The sequence below is a fragment of the Phyllobacterium sp. RCAM01083 genome (assembly GCF_055685835.1).
The window spans coordinates 94,884-110,480 of sequence record NZ_JBVFZN010000005.1; the positions used below are offsets into that span (position 1 = coordinate 94,884).

Genomic DNA, 15,597 nt, shown 5'->3' on the forward strand with positions numbered 1-15,597 from the left:
CACAGGCTAGAGGTTTACCCATGACCGAGACGGTCAAACTGATCACCCCCATCGACGGCTCCGTGTATGCGGAGCGTCCCGTTGCAACGGACAAGGCCATCGACGCGGCCGTGGAAGCGGCAAGGCAGGCGCAGGCCGGCTGGTCGCAGACCAGCATCGCCGAACGCGGCCGGCTTTGCCTTGCGGCGCTGGATGCCTTGCTCGGCATGAACGACGCGATCGTGCCCGAGATCGCCTGGCAGATGGGCCGCCCGGTGCGCTATGGCGGCGAAAAGGGCGGTGTGGAGGAACGCACGCGCTACATGGTCGCGATTGCCGAACGGGCGCTTGCGCCGGTCATCGAAAACGACAAGCCGGGCTTTCGCCGCTACATCAAGCACGTGCCGCTCGGCGTCGTCATGGTCATTGCGCCGTGGAATTATCCGTATCTGACCGCCGTCAACACGATCATCCCGGCGCTTATGGCGGGCAATACCGTCATCCTCAAGCATGCGGCGCAGACGCTGCTCGTCGGCGAGCGCTTTGCCCAGGCTTTTGCTGCGGCCGGGCTGCCGAAGGGCGTGTTCCAGAACATCGTGCTGAACCATGCCCAGACCGAAAAACTGCTGGGATCGGGCCGGATCGACCATGTCAATTTCACCGGCTCGGTCGGCGGCGGCCGCGCCATCGAAAAGGCGGCAGCGGGCACCTTCATGTCGCTCGGGCTTGAGCTGGGCGGCAAGGACCCGGCCTATGTGCTGCCGGACGTCAATCTCGACCATGCGGTGGCCAATCTGGTCGACGGCGCCTTCTTCAACTCCGGCCAGTGCTGCTGCGGCATCGAGCGCATCTATGTGCATGCGGATGTCTATGACCGCTTCGTTGACGGCTTTGTCGACCTGACCAAGCAGTATGTGGTCGGCAATCCGCTCGACGCGGCAACGACCATGGGGCCGATGGCGCAGACACGTTTTGCCGAACTCATCCGTGAACAGAAGGCGGAAGCCCTGCGCAAGGGTGCCAAGGCGCATGTCAATATGCGCGTTGCCAATGACGCGGCCGGATCGCCCTATCTTGCGCCCGAAGTGCTGACCGGCGTCGACCACCAGATGAGCGTCATGCGCGAGGAAAGCTTTGGCCCCATTGTCGGCATCATGAAGGTGCGCAATGACGAGGAAGCGCTGGCGCTGATGAATGACAGCCAGTATGGCCTGACGGCGTCGCTGTGGACCACCGATACGGACCGGGCCGCCGCCATCGGCGAGCGGATCGAAACCGGTACAGTGTTCATGAACCGCTGCGATTATATCGATCCGGCGCTGGTGTGGACCGGCGTCAAGGAAACCGGCAGGGGCGCTGCCATGTCGGCCATCGGCTACGGCAACCTGACCAGTCCCAAATCCTTCCACCTGCGTGAAGCGATCTGATTTTCTGAAAGAGACACACCATGAGCAAGCTGATCTCCAAATGGAATTACCCGACCACCGTTCGCTTCGGTGCGGGCCGTATCAAGGAACTGCCCGAGGTTCTCGAGGCGACCGGCATCAAGAAGCCGCTGTTCGTCACCGATCCCGGCCTGGCCAAGCTGCCGGTGGTGGCGAGCACGCTGAAAATCCTCGACGATGCCAAGGTTCCCTACGGCGTTTTCTCCGAGGTGAAACCCAACCCGGTCGAATCCAACCTCACCGCCGGCATTGCCGTGTTCAAGAAGGGCAAGCATGACGGCGTCATCGCCTTCGGCGGCGGTTCGGCACTCGACCTTGGCAAGCTCATCGCCTTCCAGGCGGGCCAGACCCGGCCGGTCTGGGATTTCGAGGATGTGGGCGACTGGTGGACGCGCGCCAACAGCGATGTCATCGCGCCGATCATCGCCGTGCCGACCACGGCGGGAACGGGTTCGGAAGTGGGCCGCGCCGGTGTCATCACCAATGAAGAGACCCACACCAAGAAGGTGATCTTCCATCCGAAACTTCTCCCGGCAATCGTCATCGCCGATCCGGAATTGTCGGTGGGGATGCCCGCCTTCATCACCGCCGGTACCGGCATGGACGCGCTGGCGCATTGCCTCGAGGCCTATTGCGCACCGGGCTATCACCCGATGGCCGACGGCATCGCGGTCGAAGGCATCCGCCTCGTGTTCGAAAACCTGCCCAAGGCCTATGCCAACGGCAAGGACCTGACGGCGCGCGCCCATATGATGAGCGCGGCGGCCATGGGCGCAACCGCCTTCCAGAAGGGGCTCGGCGCGATCCACTCGCTGTCGCATCCCATCGGCGCGCTGTATGACACGCATCACGGCATGACCAACGCGGTGTTCATGCCTTACGTGCTGGCGTTCAACCGTGATGCGGTGGAAGAGCGCATTGCGCGGCTGGCCAGCTATATCGGCATCAAGGGCGGGTTCGACGGCTTTGCCAAGGCGATCATCAAGCTGCGCAAGGAGCTGAAGGTGCCGCATGCGCTGCCCGGTCTGATCAAGGATCTCAACATGAGCAAGAAGCAGAAGGAACTGATCGCCGACATGGCGATTGTCGATCCGACCGCCGGCGGCAATCCGGTCAAACTGACAAAGAAAGCAGCGCTTAAGCTGCTGGATGAAGCGATTGAAGGATAGGCTCCGGGCCTGCCTCAATCGTCAAATTGAAACGGGGTGCTGGCAGCAGCACCCCGTTTTGTTTTGCCGACATGATGCGGATCAGTGCTCCAGAACCAGCAGGTCCTTGGCGGCGAGGCTGACCTTGACGTCTTCGCCGGGCACCGGCGGCGGCGCGCTCGGATCATTGAATGTATCGAAGGACACGGTGTTCTGGCCAAGCGAGGCGCGGATGCGGATGACCGAACCGAGGAAGTGTACGCTGTTGATCTTGCCGTCCAGGGTCGTCTCGCGGTTGCCGGTCGCACCGCCGAGGCTCACCGCCTCCGGGCGCACGGCGAGGGAAATCTTGTCGCCGGTCTTGTGGCCGTTGAGACGCTTCAGGCCGATCGACACGTCCTTGCCGTCGACGGTGATGGTGCCGGTGGCCGCATCGCGCACAACCGCATCCAGCGTGTTGAGCGTGCCGACGAAGGATGCGACGAAACGCGATGAGGGCTGGTTGTAAATCTCGAACGGCGCGCCGACCTGCTCGGCCTTGCCTTCATACATGACGACGATACGGTCGGAGATCGACAGGGCCTCTTCCTGGTCGTGGGTGACGAAAATCGTGGTGATGCCAAGCTTGCGCTGAATCGCCCGGATTTCCTCGCGCAGCGACACGCGGATCTTGGCGTCGAGCGCCGACAGCGGCTCGTCGAGCAGGAGAACCTGCGGCTTGGTGGCAAGGGCACGGGCGAGCGCCACGCGCTGCTGCTGGCCGCCCGAGAGCTGATAGGGGAAACGTTCGGCCAGATGGTCGAGCTTGATCAGCGACAGCATCTCGTGCACCGTCGCATTGATCTCCGCCTGCGGCTTCTTGGCGACCTTCAGGCCGAAGGCGACATTCTGCGCCACGGTCATGTTGGGGAAAAGCGCATAGGCCTGGAACACCATGCCGATATTGCGCTGGTTGGGCTTGAGGTTGACGACGTCCTTGCCGCCGATGCTGATCGTGCCGGATGTCGGGGTTTCGAAACCGGCGACCATGCGCAGCACCGTCGTCTTGCCGCAACCACTGGGGCCGAGGAAGGAAATGAATTCGCCCTTCTCGATGCTCAGGTTGAAATCATGAACAACCGTCGTGGCTCCAAAACTCTTTTTCAAATGGCTGATGGTGAGAAATGACATTGGCAAGGTTCCCGATTATCGCTTGGTTGCAGCGAGGGATTTGTTGAAGCGGGTGACGACCTGGATAAGCCCCATACAAACCCAGGTTATGGCAAAGGCGATGACGGAGAGCGCCGCCGGTTCATAGGCACGATTGGCGCCGAGCAGCTGCAGGAACGGTCCGAAAGCCGGACGGTTCAAGAGGGCTGCCATGGTGAATTCGCCGATGACGATGGCGAAGGTCAGGAACGCACCCGACAGCACCGCAATGAGCACATTGGGCAGGATGATGCGTGCCATGATGGTTATCCGGCTTGCGCCAAGGCTTTCGGCGGCTTCCGTCATGGTGCGGATGTCGATGGCGCCAAGGCCGGTATCGACGGCGCGGTACATGTAGGGCAGCGCCAGTGTCGTGTAGCCGAAGCACAAAAGGATGTTGGTGCCCATGGCCGAACCGGTCAGCGGCAGGATCGAGGAGGTGTTGTACAGCCTGATATAGCCGAACACGATGACAATCGCCGGAATGACCAGCGGCAGCAGCGTGATGAACTCGATGAACGGCCGCCAGCCCGGCAGGCGCAGGCGCACCCAATAGGCCGTCGGAACGATGAGCAGCACGCCGACGAAAATGGTGGCGATGGCCATGACGACGGAATAGGCGAACGTCGCCTGGAAGCCGGGATCGCTCAGCACGACCCAATAGGCATCGAGCGAATAGACCCCGCGCCGCATGCGCAGCGAAAACTCAAACAGGCCGATCAGCGGCAGGGCAAAATACAGAATGCCGAAGGCGAGGGCGAGCCAGGACCAGAAACGGTTCTTCTTCATTTGAGCCACCGTTCACTGCGGGCGCGCATCCAGATGTAAATGCCGTTGGAAATGCCTGTTATGATGATCATGCCGAAGGCCAGGGCGTAGCCGAGCTGCGGGTCCTGCAGGACGTCGCCGCGGATCTGTGCGTAGAGGACGATCGGGACGATGCTGAGGGACGAGCCGGTCAGCGCATAGGCCGTGGCGATGGCACCGAAGGAATTGGCGAAAAGCAGGAGAATGGTGCCAAGCAGGGCTGGCCACAGGATCGGGAAGGCGACCATGCGCCAGTATTGCGGCCCGGTTGCGCCGAGAATGAGGGCGGCTTCCTTCCATTCACGCTTCAGCCCGTCCAGCGCCGGCGTGATGATCAGCACCATCAGCGGAATCTGGAAGTAGAGATAGGTGATGGTCAGGCCCCAGAAACTGAGAAGATTGAAGCCGTGCGCGTAGAGATTGAACCCGAAGACGTTGACCAGGAGATAGGTGACGAGGCCGGTCCGTCCGAGCGTGAACAGAAAGGCATAGGCCAGCGGAACGCCGGCGAAATTGGAGGCGACGCCGGAAAACGTCATCATCGGCGCCCGGATCCAGCTCGGCAGGCCGCCCAGGGTGATGGCCGCGGCAATGCTGAAACCAATGAATGCGCCAAGCAGCGCCGATGTCAGCGATATCTTGATCGAGATCACGTATGCATCGATGATCGATGGCTGGAACAGGTTGACGAGATTGGCGAATGTCAGATTGCCCTGCGCATCCTGGAACGCCCCGGCGACGAGATAAATCGTCGGCAAAACCAGGAACATCACGGCAAACAGGAAGAACGGCATGACACCGAGCCAATCAAGCGACAAGCGCTTGCGCTCCTGGGTGGCGGCAGGTGGAATGGAGGAGGTGCTTGCTTCTGAAATCACACTCATGGATTTTGAAGACCGCTTTCTGAGCTGCATTATAGACGCTACCGCATCAATTGCGAAGCGAACAAACTGACCGACGGTTCAAGCAGGGCGCGCCTTGTCTCTGAAAAAGGGAATCCCCGCGGATGTTTCCACGGGGATCCGATGGTCAGAGATTACTTGACGTTGGCGCCGACAACCTTGTCCCAGCCCTTGGTGATGGCTTCCTTGGCGGCAGCCTGTTCATCAAGCGTCGGGAAGAAGGCCTTTTCGTAGGCCGCTGCCGGTGGCAGCTTGTCGAGGACTTCCTTCGGTACCTTGTTGTTCTTCACCAGATCCTTGAAGCGGGTCGGGTGGCAATAGCCCTTGAGGTAGCCGATCTGGCCTTCATCGGAATAGAGATATTCCATCCACAGCTTGGCGGCATTGGGATGCGGTGCATAGGCGCTGATGGCCTGGACATAGACACCGGCCAGAACGCCCGATGCGGGAACGACGACTTCAACCGGCGGGTTGCCCTTGAGCGTGTCGCGGCCCGAAAGCGCATTGTAGTCCCAGTTGATGATGATCGGGGTTGCACCCTGTGCCAGCGTGCCCGACTTGCCGATGACCGGAACGAAATTGCCTGCCTTGTTGAGGTCGGCAAAATACTTCAGGCCGGCTTCGGCAGCAGCGGCGCCCGGCTTGGCACCGGTCGATGCACCAGCAGCCTGTACGGCGAGAATGGCCTGGTTGGACGCGCGCGGATCACCGGCAAGCGCTACGGTGTTGGCATATTCCGGCTTGAGCAGGTCGGCCCAATCCTTCGGGACATTCTTGACGATGTCGGTGTTCACTTCGAACGACATGACGCCGTAATAGTCGCCATACCAATGGCCGTCGGCATCCTTCAGTTCGGCCGGGATCGAATCCCAGGTGGAAACCTTGTAAGGCAGTGTCAGGCCGTCTTTCTTGGCATCGGGGCCAAAGGAAAGACCGACGTCGATGACGTCAGGCGCCTGCGGGCCCTTGTTGTCCTTGTTGGCCTTGATCGCTTCGACTTCGTCCTTCGATCCGGCATCCGGATTGAGTTCGTTGACGGTCAGGCCGTACTTTGCCTTGAAACCGGCAATGATATCGCCATAACCACACCAGTCGTGCGGCAACGCGATGGTCGTCAGCGATCCTTCCTTTTTCGCGGCGGCAACCAGATCAGCCGGCGCATCCGCGAACGAAAGCGTGGTGCTTGCGAACAGCAGCGCTGTCGATAGAGAGAGCAAGCGTTTTGAAGAAACAACCATTTTAACACCCCTGTTTAAGCGACAAACGTCATTGGCTCTGTTTTCGACGTTCCTGCCTCCCGATATAGGGCTCTCATGTCAGTTAGATGACAGGCCTGCGAACGTCTTTTGCTGAGCAGTGGAAAGAAGTGAAACATTTTTTTGGTGGCTTAGCAATTCGCACGTGAGAGAATTATGACAGTGTCCGGACAGGCGGCTGAATTGCTCCCATAACGACAAAAAGATTGGCATGAGCGGCAGTTAGCCGAATAATGAATGTCGCATTTGATTTCCTGCGACATGCTCATCCACAAGGATCGGCCGGGGCAGGAAAAATCCGGTTAGCGGACTAACATTATTTTGTAAAAATCCGGGGATTGACCGCCCCTATTGGGGTGCTCTCGCGCTGCTTTTTCCGGCTGGATTGCCGTGCCGGATTCGGGCGGCAATTCGGTACAAATCCCGTGGGGGAAACCGGGCATTATGACGATGTGGCGGAAAGCTGCGGTGCGTGGTTCGACAAGCTCACCATGAGGGAGGATGAGGATTGCAGGGAGCCATACTCTGCAACCTTTGCAATTTGTATTGAAATCAGCCCAGCTCCCTCATGGTGAGCTTGTCGAACCACGCACCACAACCGCGAGGAATATTAGTGTCCGCCGCCTCCGCCGCCCGAGGCAGCGGGTGCCGGTTTGCGCATGAGCACGGCAAAAAGCGCCAGCGAGGCGAACAGCATCGTCAGGATATAGAAGACGTCCATGAACGACATCAGCGAGGCCTGCTGGTGCACCATGCCGGAAATCCGGCTGAGTGCCGCGGACGAGCCGTCAATGCCGTGCGACTGGAAATTCTTGGCCATGCTGGCCATCAGATTCTCGGCTTCCGGATTGCCCCAGCGCACCTTTTCGGACAGCTGGGCGTAATGCTTGACACCGCGATCCGTCAAAATCGTGTTGATGACGGCAAGGCCCACGGCACCGCCGAGGTTGCGTGTCAGGTTGAACAGGCCCGAAGCGTTCTTGAGCCGGGACGGCGGCAGGGTGCCGAGCGCCAGGTTGTTGATCGGCACCATGCACAGCATCAGCGAGCAGCCGCGCAGGATCTGCGGCAGCAGCAATTCATAGAAATCCCAGTCGGCGGTGAGGCCGGTCATGGTCCAGGTGCCCGCGGCAAAACCGATGAAGCCGATCATCATCATCAGGCGCGGATCCATCCGGTTGGACAGGAAGCCGGCGACGGGTGCGGTCATGAACATGGCGAGGCCGCTGACGAACAGGGCTTCGCCGATCATCAGCGCGTCATAGCCCCGGATGCGGCCGAGATAGAGCGGATAGAGATAGGTCAGGCCATAGAGGCCGACGCCCATGATGAAGGAGAACACCGAGCCGAAGGCGAAATTGAGGTTCTTGAAGGCGCGCAGATCGACGATCGGCTCCTCGGCGGTGAAGGCGCGATAGAAGAAGAGCAGCGCACCGAGGACGAGAACGATGGCGAAGAAGAAGATCGTGCTGTCCTGCAGCCAGTCATTGCGCGGACCTTCCTCGAGCACGTATTCGAGCGAACCGAGGAACGCGCCCATGCCGGCCAGACCCCACCAGTCGAACTTGCTGAACAGCGACTTGTCGCCCTTGTCGAAGTCGATGAGGTTCCAGGCGGCAAAGGCAACGATGATGCCGGGAATGACGTTGACGAGGAACAGCCAGTGCCAGGAAAAGGCGTGGCTGAGATAGCCGCCGACGGTCGGCCCGATGGTCGGCGCCAGCGTGGCCACGAGGCCGATGATGGGCGAGACGACCGAGCGCTTGGAAGGCGGGAAGATGGTGAAGGCTGCCGCGAACACGCTGGGGATCATGCCGCCGCCGATGAAACCCTGGATGGCGCGATAGACGATCATCTGGTCGATATTGGTGGCCGTGGCACACAGGATGCTGGCCGCCGTGAAGCCCGCCGCCGAAATGGTGAAGAGAACGCGCGTCGACAGGAGCCGGCCGAGGAAACCGGACAGCGGGATCATGATGACTTCGGCGATGAGATAGGAGGTCTGGACCCAGGAAATCTCGTCGGAGCTTGCGCTCAAACCCGCCTGAATTTCGGCAAGCGATGCCGAAACGATCTGGATGTCGAGAATGGCCATGAACATGCCGAAGACCATCGCCACGAAGGCGATGGCTTTCTTCGGATCGATGTGATCGGACGGCACGGCCGGTGCCGCTGGCTTTCCGCTGATGGTCGTGCTCGACATGATCTCGGGTCCGGTGCTGGTTGCGCTTACTTGGCCGGTGCCGTGCGGGTATCGACGTCAACGATGACGCTCAAGCCCGCCTGAAGCCTGCCGGATGCCAGAATATCGGCGGGCAGGGCGATGCGAACCGGGACGCGCTGGACAACCTTGGTGAAATTGCCCGTGGCATTCTCGGCCGGAAGCAGCGAGAACACGGCGCCGGATGCCGGGGCAATCGAGGCGACGGTGCCTTCAAACGTGTCACCGGAGAGCGCGTCGACCCGTACCCGTACCTTTTCGCCCGGCACGATGTCCCGCAGCTGCGTTTCCTTGTAATTCGCGTCGATATAGAGCGAATTGACGGGAACGAGGGCGGCAAGCCGCTGGCCGGGGGTGACGAGATCGCCCTTCTTGGCCGAGAGGTTGCCGACAACGCCATCGAGAGGCGCACGGATGACGGTGAAGGAGAGGTCGCGGGCGGCCTTGTCCTTGCTCAGCTGCAGCGAGGCAATCGATCCCTCGGCTTCCTTGTACTGGGCTTCCAGTACACCGACATTGGCGACTGCCGCAGCGATCTGGGCATCGGCGGAAACGAGATTGGCCTTGGCCTGATCCAGCGCCGCGGTGGCGTCGTCGAGCTGGGACTGGGAGGCAAAACGCGTGGCATGCAGCTGGCCGGCGCGAGTTGCGGCGGCTTCTGCATTGGTCAGGACCGCCTGTGCGGCGACCTTGCTGGCTTCGACCTGTTTGACGGATGCCTTGGCGGCTTCCGTCTGGGCCTGAATGCGCAGAAGCGTCAGGCGCTGTGTCGCGATCTGCGCCTCGGCCTGTTCTTCCGCAATGGTATAGTCGCCATTGTCGAGCGTGATCAGTGGATCGCCCGCCTTGACGCGCTGGTTGGCGACGACATTGATCGTATCGATATAGCCGGTGATCTTGGGCGCAATGGCGGTGATGTCGCCCTGGATGTAGGCGTCGTCGGTCGAGACCATGAAACGGCCTGTTGTCCACCATTCGTGGCCATACCAGGCACCGGCGCCGACAGCGGCGACAATGATGACGGGCAATATGAAGCGCTTCACCGAGCGTTTTGGCGGTGCCGGGATCGCAGTGACCACGTCGTGCTGCGGGGCTTCACTTTTCACCGGTGCTTCGACTTTGGAAGCAGGGGTGGGTGCAGGGAACTGACGAATCTCAGCCTCGTTGGTGGATTTCGGCGCGGACATAGAGAGCTCTTTCTACAGATGTTCAATCCGGTAACTGATTGAACCAATCGGTTCGATCGTTGACATAGCGCAAATGAGAGCGCATATCAAGGGGATCGAACCGCTTGGTTCGAAAAAGAATCGAAAATGAGGAAACTTGACTACTATGTCGTCTACCAAGGCACCCGTTATGGACCCAGGCATGACCGCTTCCGAACGTCCCGGCCGTCTGGCCGCAGGGCAGGATCCCGTCAAACGGCAGCAGATACTGGATGGGGCCAATCGCGTCTTTTCGCAGATGGGTTTTGATGCGGCCAGCATGAATGACATTACCCGCGAAGCGGGCGTGTCGAAGGGCACGATCTATGTCTATTTCAACAACAAGGAAGAGCTGTTCATCGATCTGTGCCAGCAATACAAGGCGGCGCTGTTCGACGGCATCTACCATGCGCTGGAGAGCAACAACAGCGACCTGCGCGAAGCCTTGATCCAGTTCGGCATCTCACTGTCGACGCTGATTACATCGAATGCCGGTATCCGTGCGCAGCGTGTCATCATCGGGGTGGCGGAGCGCATGCCGTCCATGAGTTCCAGCTTTTACGAAAAGGGGCCGAAAAAGGGTCTTGCCCTGATGCGCGCGCTTTTGGACAAACATGTCGCTGCTGGATCTCTCGCGATCGAGGATACGGAGCTGGCGGCCTATCAGCTTTCAGACCTTTTCCATTCGGGCCTGCTGCGCCGCCGCCTGTTCGGCCAGATGGAGCAGGAACCGGAGCCGGAGCAGATCCGCAAGACCGTGACTGCGGGTGTCGACCTGTTTCTCAAGGCCTACAAGGCCTGATCAGGCGGTGCCGCAGGCGGCACAGACGCCACGGATTTCGATGGTGGTCTTGGTCTGTTTGAAGCCGTTCTGCGTGGTCCATTCGCGCACCCGCTGGGTGATGATATCGTCGGAAAATTCCGAGACCTGTCCGCATTTCTCGCAGATGGCGAAGGCGATCATGCCGTGATTGTGGCTGTGATTGTGGGGATGCGCGCAGGCGACAAAGGCATTGATGCTTTCGAGGCGGTGGACCATGCCGTAGTCGAGCAGCTTTTCCAGGGCGCGGTAAACCTGCAGCGGCGCACGGAAACCGTCACCGCGCAGCTGGTCGAGGATGGTGTAGGCGCTCAGGGGCCCTTCGGCGCGCGACAACGTATTGAACACCAGGGTCTGGTTCTTCGTCAGCTCATGGGCGGTTGTCATTGCCTTCGGGTCTCCTGAACGTACACGTTTAAGTCGCTAGCGCGTGATATTGCCGTAAACAAGTCCGTTTCCGTAAAAATCTGCTGTCTCTAAGATAAGCAGCGGCGTCATCGGCTGCCAGTGGATAAATTAATTTCGTCTGTTCTCAAATTTGCCATTGTTGACTAATGTAATAACATCACATATCGAGACGTCAAGAAGATGCCGGATGGACGTGACCGACCGAACACCGCCGTCCGGAGCATGCGGATAGACCATGACTGACCAATGCCTGACCTTTCGCGACCTTACCCTGGGGTATCGCAGCCACCCTGCCGTTCATCATCTGAGCGGTGTGGTCGAGCGCGGTTCGCTGACGGCCGTCGTGGGTGCGAACGGTTCGGGTAAGTCGACGCTGATGAAGGGTATTGTCGGTGTTCTCAAGCCGATGTCCGGTTCCGTCGTGGTCGAGAAGGATGTTCGCGTCGCCTATCTGCCGCAGCAATCGGAACTGGACCGCTCGTTTCCGGCGCGGGTCGTCGATCTCGTTTCGCTGGGGCTCTGGCCCCGGCGCGGCCTGCTTGGCCGCTTTACCGCCGGTGACCGTGAACAGGTTTCGCGGGCCCTGATGGGCGTCGGGCTGGGCGGCTTTGAAAAGCGCCCCATCGACAGCCTGTCGGGCGGGCAATTGCAGCGCGCCCTGTTTGCCCGGGTGCTGGTGCAGGATGCCGATCTGATCCTTCTCGACGAGCCGTTCAATGCCATCGATGCCAAGACGGTGGGTGATCTCATTGCGCTGATCAAGCGCTGGCACGGCGAAAAGCGCACCATCATGGTGGTGGTCCACGATCTCGACCTGGTGCGGGAGCATTTCCCCGAAACGCTGCTTTTGGCGCGCAAGCCCATTGCCTGGGGCGCCTCGCGGGAGACGCTTCGTCCGGAAAACCTGCTGCATGCGCGGCAGTTCCACGAGGCCTGGGCCGAGAGTGCGCCCTGGTGCGAGGATGATGCCCAAATGTCCGCGACCGGCGGTCATGGCCACGATCACGCGCATGATCACACGCATCATGTGCATCATGATGGTCACAGCCGGGCGGGGGGCTGATCCGGATGTATGATTTCCTCATCGCCCCCTTCATCGAATACAGCTTCATGCAGCGCGCCTTGCTCGGCTCGCTGGCGCTCTCGCTCAGTTCCTGCCCCGTCGGTGTGTTCCTGATGCTGCGGCGGATGAGCCTGACCGGGGATGCCATGTCGCACGCCATCCTGCCGGGTGCCGCCGCCGGTTTCCTGCTCTACGGCCTGCAGATCGTGCCGATGACCATCGGCGGGCTGATCGCCGGGGTGATCGTGGCGCTCGGCGCCGGGGCGGTGTCGCGCTTCACGATCCAGAAGGAAGATGCCTCGATGGCGGCCTTCTACCTGATATCCCTTGCGCTGGGGGTGATGATCGTTTCGCTGCGCGGTTCGAATGTCGACCTGATGCATGTGCTGTTCGGCACGGTCCTTGCGCTCAACAACGAGGCGCTGAGTCTGATCGGCCTGATCTGCGGCGTCAGCATCGTGACCCTCGCCATTTTCTGGCGCGGCCTGGTGGCCGAGTGCCTTGATCCCCTGTTCCTGCGTTCGGTCAGCCGCATCGGCACGCCCGTGCATTTCATCTTCCTGGCGCTGGTGGTGCTCAATCTCGTCGGCGGCTTCCAGGCGCTCGGGACACTGCTGTCGGTCGGCCTGATGATGCTGCCTGCCGCTGGCGCGCGCTTCTGGACGACCCGTGTCGGCCCGATGTGCGCGGTTGCAATCCTGATAGGGATGATATCCTGCGTTGCAGGCCTGCTGATTTCCTATCATTTCGCCCTGCCGTCCGGCCCGGCGATCATCCTTTCCGCCGGTGCGATGTATATCGCGTCCATTCTCATCGGCTCACGCGGCGTTCTCAGCAGCCGCATGCGTTCCCACCGCCACAGAACCGCCTAAACCTCGATAAAGGAGACTACCAATGCGCAAAGCTCTTAAACTTGCTACGGCTCTGAATGTTATATTGTTACTATCTGCGGCTTCATCCACCGCTTTTGCGGCTGACCTGAAGGTTGTTTCCAGCTTTTCCATCATCGAGGATTTCGCCAAGAACGTCGGCGGCGACAAGATTTCGCTGACCAATCTGGTCGGCCCGAACGGCGACAGCCATGTCTATGAGCCCAAGCCATCGGATGCGGCGGCGCTGGCAAAGGCAGATGTGGTTCTGGTCAATGGTCTGGGATTTGAAGGTTTCCTGCCGCGCCTGGTCGAGGCGAGCGGCACCAAGGCGCCCATTGTCGAGCTGACCAAGGGTATCGAGCCCCTCAAGGCGCAGGAAGAGGAAGAAGGCCATGCGGAGGCAGGCGCTGAGCATCACCACGATCATGGTGCCTTCGATCCGCATGCGTTCCAGTCGATTGCCAACGCCAAGATCTATGTGAAGAACATCGTCGATGCCTTCTGCAATGCCGACAAGGCGAATTGCGATACCTACAAGAAGAACGGCGCGGACTATACCAAGAAGCTGGATCAGACCGAGATCGATGTGAAGGCCGGTATCGCCGCCATTCCGGAGGCCAAGCGCCTGATCATCACCTCCCACGATGCATTCGGCTATTTCGAGCATGCCTACGGGCTGAAGTTCCTGGCGCCCGAAGGTCTTTCAACGGATGCGGAGCCGTCCGCTGCCGATGTCGTCGCGCTGATCAAGCAGGTCAAGGAAGACAAGGCCTCGGCGATCTTCGTCGAGAACATCACCAATCCGCGCCTGATCGAGCAGATCGCCAGCGAGACCAAGCTGAATGTCGGCGGCACACTGTTTTCCGATGCCCTGTCGGAACCGGGCGAAGGCGCCAGCACCTATATCGACATGATGCACCACAATATCAGCGCCTTCAAAAAGGCCATTCTCGGCAGCTGATCGGCTGCGCAGGAAAAAGCGGGGGATGACTCCGCTTTTTTCATTGGCATCAATGTAATGTTATTACATTATATCTGCAGGACTCCCACGATGCATGAAGGAACAAGCATGTCACGACATCTGAAAAAAGTGTTGCCGCTCGCCATGGTCTTCGGCTTTGCCGCCTTGCCCGCTCTGGCCAATGAGCAGACCGCCTGGCGCGTTTTCGTCTCGGATCATGCGGAGCCGACCATCCGCGTGTTCGACCCGCGAACCGGCGGGATTGTCGATACGTTCAAGGTGAAGGCGCCGGCCGGGCTGTCGCTGTCCGACAGCGGGAAAACAATTTTTGCCGTGCAGCGGGACGGCGGCGAGGTGGCGGTCCTGTCGACCGGGATTGCCGTGGAGGACCATGGCGCCCATGGCGATCTCAAGGTCGAGGCGCCGAAACTGCTCGATCTGAAGCTGGAAGGCCAGCGGCCTTCGCACTTCGTCGATCACAACGGCAACATCGCCCAGTTCTTTGACGGCGACGGCGTGGTGAAGGTCGTCAGGGAAAAGGATGTGCTTGCCGGAAAAGCCGATGTGCGCAGCATCAAGCTCGCGTCACCGCATCACGGCGTTGCCGTCTCCTATGGCAGCACGGTGCTGGTGACGGAGCCGCATCCGGAAAAGCCGGTGGATGAGCTCCCCATCGGCATCAAGGTTCTTGGCGGGGACGGCTATCCCGTCGGCGCGCTGCATGCATGTCCCGACCTGCATGGGGAAGCGTCGTCCGGCAATATTCTGGCCATCGCCTGCAAGACCGGGTTGCTTCTGGTCAAATCCGGCGCGGATGCGCCCGAGATCAACCATCTCGCCTATGCGTCATCGCTGCCTGACGGCAAGATCACCACGGTTCTCGGCGGCAAGGGCCTGCAGTATTTCCTCGGCAATTACGGTCCGCAGGCGGTGGTGCTGGTCGAGCCGGGCAATGCCGAACCGTTCCGCCGGATCGAACTGCCCGCCCGCCGCGTGCATTTCGCCGTCGATTCGGCGCGCCCGCGGTTCGCCTACATCTTCACCGAGGACGGGCAGCTGCATCAGCTGAATGTCATTACCGCCAAAATCGAAAAATCGCTGAAGCTGACCGAGCCCTACAGCATGGACGGCCACTGGAGCCTGCCGCGGCCGCGCATCGCCGTCGCCGGTGACGAGATCATCGTCAGCGATCCGCTGAAGAGCCGTCTGCACGTGATCAAGGCGGCGGCCTTCGCAAAAGACCGCGAGATCGCGCTCGAAGGCAAGCCTTTCAATGTCGTGGCCGTCGGCGGCTCCGGCGAAGTTCACGACTGACGTTATCC

At 60.4% G+C, this 15,597-nt stretch carries 14 protein-coding genes; 7 read left to right on the plus strand and 7 right to left on the minus strand.

The annotated features are described in order from the left end of the window. Positions 1-20 precede the first annotated feature (20 nt). Both ACZ25R_RS07195 and ACZ25R_RS07200 read left to right on the plus strand, forming a co-directional pair. Positions 21-1,406 (plus strand): aldehyde dehydrogenase family protein, encoded by a 1,386-nt coding sequence (locus tag ACZ25R_RS07195; protein ID WP_472460576.1) that lies wholly within the window; start codon positions 21-23, stop codon positions 1,404-1,406. A gap of 20 nt (positions 1,407-1,426) precedes the next feature. After that, complete coding sequence (locus ACZ25R_RS07200) at positions 1,427-2,593, plus strand: iron-containing alcohol dehydrogenase (RefSeq protein ID WP_223612453.1); 1,167 nt, start codon at positions 1,427-1,429, stop codon at positions 2,591-2,593. An 81-nt stretch (positions 2,594-2,674) separates the two neighbouring features. Here the strand turns inward: ACZ25R_RS07200 and ACZ25R_RS07205 are convergent, their stop codons facing one another. From ACZ25R_RS07205 to ACZ25R_RS07230, 6 genes are all read right to left on the minus strand, one after another. Further along, the gene (locus ACZ25R_RS07205) at positions 2,675-3,742 is read right to left on the minus strand and encodes an ABC transporter ATP-binding protein (protein WP_223612456.1); all 1,068 of its coding nucleotides are present in this window, start codon (positions 3,740-3,742) and stop codon (positions 2,675-2,677) included. Positions 3,743-3,757: 15 nt separating this feature from the next. Continuing rightward, positions 3,758-4,549: an ABC transporter permease gene (locus tag ACZ25R_RS07210; protein WP_130269636.1), complete on the minus strand. Its 792-nt coding sequence runs from the start codon at positions 4,547-4,549 to the stop codon at positions 3,758-3,760. Further along, complete coding sequence (locus tag ACZ25R_RS07215; protein ID WP_472462452.1) at positions 4,546-5,361, minus strand: ABC transporter permease; 816 nt, start codon at positions 5,359-5,361, stop codon at positions 4,546-4,548. Before ACZ25R_RS07215 ends, ACZ25R_RS07210 begins: the two co-directional genes overlap by 4 nt. 242 nt (positions 5,362-5,603) lie before the next feature. Next, positions 5,604-6,707, minus strand: coding sequence for an ABC transporter substrate-binding protein (locus tag ACZ25R_RS07220; protein ID WP_464661432.1), 1,104 nt, complete (start codon positions 6,705-6,707; stop codon positions 5,604-5,606). 628 nt (positions 6,708-7,335) lie between these two features. After that, positions 7,336-8,928 (minus strand): DHA2 family efflux MFS transporter permease subunit, encoded by a 1,593-nt coding sequence (locus tag ACZ25R_RS07225; RefSeq protein ID WP_472460577.1) that lies wholly within the window; start codon positions 8,926-8,928, stop codon positions 7,336-7,338. Between the two features lie 26 nt (positions 8,929-8,954). Further along, a complete protein-coding gene (locus ACZ25R_RS07230; protein WP_472460578.1) occupies positions 8,955-10,133 on the minus strand; it encodes an HlyD family secretion protein in 1,179 nt (392 codons plus the stop codon). Positions 10,134-10,314: 181 nt separating this feature from the next. Between ACZ25R_RS07230 and ACZ25R_RS07235 the strand changes: the two genes are divergently transcribed. Beyond that, positions 10,315-10,953, plus strand: coding sequence for a TetR/AcrR family transcriptional regulator (locus ACZ25R_RS07235; RefSeq protein WP_464661429.1), 639 nt, complete (start codon positions 10,315-10,317; stop codon positions 10,951-10,953). On the opposite strand, the gene ACZ25R_RS07240 is transcribed toward ACZ25R_RS07235, so the two are convergent. Next, positions 10,954-11,358 (minus strand): Fur family transcriptional regulator, encoded by a 405-nt coding sequence (locus ACZ25R_RS07240; RefSeq protein ID WP_223612462.1) that lies wholly within the window; start codon positions 11,356-11,358, stop codon positions 10,954-10,956. Between the two features lie 256 nt (positions 11,359-11,614). Here ACZ25R_RS07240 and aztA point away from each other — a divergent pair, with 256 nt between their 5' ends. From aztA to aztD, 4 genes are all read left to right on the plus strand, one after another. Further along, positions 11,615-12,442: a zinc ABC transporter ATP-binding protein AztA gene (aztA, locus tag ACZ25R_RS07245; protein ID WP_472460579.1), complete on the plus strand. Its 828-nt coding sequence runs from the start codon at positions 11,615-11,617 to the stop codon at positions 12,440-12,442. Between the two features lie 5 nt (positions 12,443-12,447). Then, complete coding sequence (aztB, locus tag ACZ25R_RS07250) at positions 12,448-13,314, plus strand: zinc ABC transporter permease AztB (protein WP_464661427.1); 867 nt, start codon at positions 12,448-12,450, stop codon at positions 13,312-13,314. A 22-nt stretch (positions 13,315-13,336) separates the two neighbouring features. Further along, entirely contained in the window at positions 13,337-14,275 is a 939-nt protein-coding gene (aztC, locus tag ACZ25R_RS07255) for a zinc ABC transporter substrate-binding protein AztC (RefSeq protein ID WP_472460580.1), read from the plus strand. Positions 14,276-14,383: 108 nt separating this feature from the next. Then, positions 14,384-15,589, plus strand: coding sequence for a zinc metallochaperone AztD (gene aztD / locus ACZ25R_RS07260; protein WP_472460581.1), 1,206 nt, complete (start codon positions 14,384-14,386; stop codon positions 15,587-15,589). Positions 15,590-15,597 lie beyond the last annotated feature (8 nt).

Coding starts and splice junctions, on each gene's coding strand:
- ACZ25R_RS07195 (WP_472460576.1), top strand. CDS start 21: ATGACCGAGACGGTCAAACTGATCACCCCCATCGACGGCTCCGTGTAT.
- ACZ25R_RS07200 (WP_223612453.1), top strand. CDS start 1,427: ATGAGCAAGCTGATCTCCAAATGGAATTACCCGACCACCGTTCGCTTC.
- ACZ25R_RS07205 (WP_223612456.1), bottom strand. CDS start 3,742: ATGTCATTTCTCACCATCAGCCATTTGAAAAAGAGTTTTGGAGCCACG.
- ACZ25R_RS07210 (WP_130269636.1), bottom strand. CDS start 4,549: ATGAAGAAGAACCGTTTCTGGTCCTGGCTCGCCCTCGCCTTCGGCATT.
- ACZ25R_RS07215 (WP_472462452.1), bottom strand. CDS start 5,361: ATGCCGTTCTTCCTGTTTGCCGTGATGTTCCTGGTTTTGCCGACGATT.
- ACZ25R_RS07220 (WP_464661432.1), bottom strand. CDS start 6,707: ATGGTTGTTTCTTCAAAACGCTTGCTCTCTCTATCGACAGCGCTGCTG.
- ACZ25R_RS07225 (WP_472460577.1), bottom strand. CDS start 8,928: ATGTCGAGCACGACCATCAGCGGAAAGCCAGCGGCACCGGCCGTGCCG.
- ACZ25R_RS07230 (WP_472460578.1), bottom strand. CDS start 10,133: ATGTCCGCGCCGAAATCCACCAACGAGGCTGAGATTCGTCAGTTCCCT.
- ACZ25R_RS07235 (WP_464661429.1), top strand. CDS start 10,315: ATGACCGCTTCCGAACGTCCCGGCCGTCTGGCCGCAGGGCAGGATCCC.
- ACZ25R_RS07240 (WP_223612462.1), bottom strand. CDS start 11,358: ATGACAACCGCCCATGAGCTGACGAAGAACCAGACCCTGGTGTTCAAT.
- aztA (WP_472460579.1), top strand. CDS start 11,615: ATGACTGACCAATGCCTGACCTTTCGCGACCTTACCCTGGGGTATCGC.
- aztB (WP_464661427.1), top strand. CDS start 12,448: ATGTATGATTTCCTCATCGCCCCCTTCATCGAATACAGCTTCATGCAG.
- aztC (WP_472460580.1), top strand. CDS start 13,337: ATGCGCAAAGCTCTTAAACTTGCTACGGCTCTGAATGTTATATTGTTA.
- aztD (WP_472460581.1), top strand. CDS start 14,384: ATGTCACGACATCTGAAAAAAGTGTTGCCGCTCGCCATGGTCTTCGGC.